The organism is Flavobacterium collinsii (assembly GCF_902804485.1).
In the GTDB taxonomy this organism is placed as follows: Bacteria; Bacteroidota; Bacteroidia; order Flavobacteriales; family Flavobacteriaceae; genus Flavobacterium; species Flavobacterium collinsii.
In genome coordinates this window covers 1-1,251 of record NZ_CADCST010000017.1, presented here as the reverse complement: position 1 = coordinate 1,251, position 1,251 = coordinate 1, and the positions used below count along the sequence as shown (strand labels likewise).

The following is a 1,251-nucleotide window of genomic DNA, read 5'->3' as shown; positions in this document are numbered from 1 at the left end:
TGTCTCGTCCTGAAATAAGTTGACATAAAATTGACTTATTTATGAATAATCCAGAATTTAAAAAAGAGCGACGCAGTCAGAGAGATTACAACATAGGCTTTAAATTAGCCGTTATTTCTCAGGTAGAAAAAGGCGAACTTACTTATAAGCAGGCACAAAAGAAATACGGCATACAAGGAAGAAGTACTGTTTTGGTTTGGTTGCGAAAATTTGGTAACTTAGACTGGAGTAAACCTAATCTTCTTTTTATGTCAAAATCAAAAGAAACTCCGGCACAGATTATCAAAAGATTAGAAAAAGAACTGGCAGATGAAAAACTGAAAAACATGGTTCTTAATACTATGATTGATATTTCTGACAGTCAATATGGAACTCAAATCAGAAAAAAGTTTTCTCCCAAACCATCAGAAGCATCCAGCAGGAAAAAGGAATAAGCATGTCCTATGCCTGTAGATTATTTGGGATAAGCCGACAATCAATTTATCAGCATGAATCACGCTTGTTCATACGTGAAGAACAATTACTCAAAGTTAGGGAACTGGTTGAAAAACAAAGAAGAATAATGCCTAGATTAGGCACAAGAAAACTTTATTTTTTATTGGAGGATTGTTTTGCTGAAAATGGGATCAAAATCGGAAGAGATGCATTTTTCAAGTATCTAAAAAGAGAACAGTTGCTTATAAAGCCTGCAAAAAGTTATATTAAAACGACTTTTTCTAAACACTGGCTTCATAAATATCCTAATCTTCTCAAAGATATTGATATATATAGGCCTGAACAGGTTTTTGTTAGCGATATAACTTACGTGAAATCTTATGAAAGAACTCATTATCTCTCATTGGTTACAGACGTTTTTAGCAGGAAGATTGTCGGATATCATTTAAGTGACGATATGAGTGCGGAGAATGTTGTTAAAGCCTTGAAGATGGCGGTTAAGAATAGAAAAAATAAACTTGCGCTAATACATCATTCAGACAGAGGGCTTCAGTATTGTTCCCAAGTTTATCAAAATGAATTAAAAAAGAATAATATTGAGCCATCAATGACCGATGGATATGATTGTTATCAGAATGCTTTAGCAGAAAGAATCAATGGGATTTTAAAGAATGAATTTTTAATCTATAAATGTAAATCAGCAGTAGAGTTAAGTAAATTAATTAAAGAATCTGTAGAATGTTATAATCAAAAAAGACCACATTTAAGCTTGAAAATGAAAACACCTAATTTTGTATATCAAAAAACCAGCAAAGA

1 protein-coding gene is annotated in these 1,251 nt (G+C 32.3%); it reads left to right on the top strand.

The genetic code is table 11. The features are described 5' to 3' along the window. Window positions 1–41 precede the first annotated feature (41 nt). Window positions 42–1,251, top strand: a protein-coding gene (locus FLA105534_RS00115) for an IS3 family transposase (protein WP_394368046.1) whose coding sequence is annotated in 2 segments (ribosomal slippage) — window positions 42–390 and window positions 390–1,251 — 1,211 coding nt annotated over the 2 segments. Because the reading frame shifts where the segments join, the coding sequence is not laid out codon by codon here. This gene is flagged as partial in the annotation.